The 464-nt window shown below is 65.3% G+C and carries 1 pseudogene; it reads right to left on the bottom strand.

Annotated elements, in window-relative coordinates:
- Positions 1 to 401: pseudogene (locus ACLJNW_RS23195) on the bottom strand (hypothetical protein); the annotation flags it as partial.
- Positions 402 to 464 lie beyond the last annotated feature (63 nt).

Here is a 464-nt window from a genome sequence, read left to right as displayed (position 1 = left end):
AGGTTGTCCGGCGCGCTGCGCGCCCAGAGCAGGGAGGTGTCGAGGGCTTCCTGGTCGGCGCCGAGGTATTCGGCGATGCGGAAGGCGCGCTCGGAAACCCCGGGGTCGCGGGTTTTCTGCGCCTGCACCACATAGTTGCTCAGGGCGATGTCGAAGCGGTTGCGCTGCCCGGCCAGTTCGGCCACCAGCAGCGAATACAGGCTGTCCTCGCTGAAGGAGCCGTACTTTTCCGGCTTGGCCTTGGTCTCGACCGCGGTGTCTTCCACCGGCGGGGTGCCATCGGGAGTCTTGTGGATAAGTGACTGGCAGCCGCCGAGCAGCAGCGTGACGGTCAGCAGCGCAAGGGATTTGTTCATAGAGGAAGAAAGCCGGCCTTGAACCTGCGAGGGTGGCGCCATCATGACATAAGCCGTCCGGCAAGCCCAAGGGGGCCGGGACGGGCGTCGACGAAGCTGTCTATGGGG

The organism is Salmonella sp. SAL4457 (genome assembly GCF_046548235.1).
GTDB classification, from domain to species: domain Bacteria; phylum Pseudomonadota; class Gammaproteobacteria; order Enterobacterales; family Enterobacteriaceae; genus Salmonella; species Salmonella enterica.
Note: the sequence above shows the minus strand (reverse complement) of the source record. Positions and strands in the feature narration are given on the sequence as shown.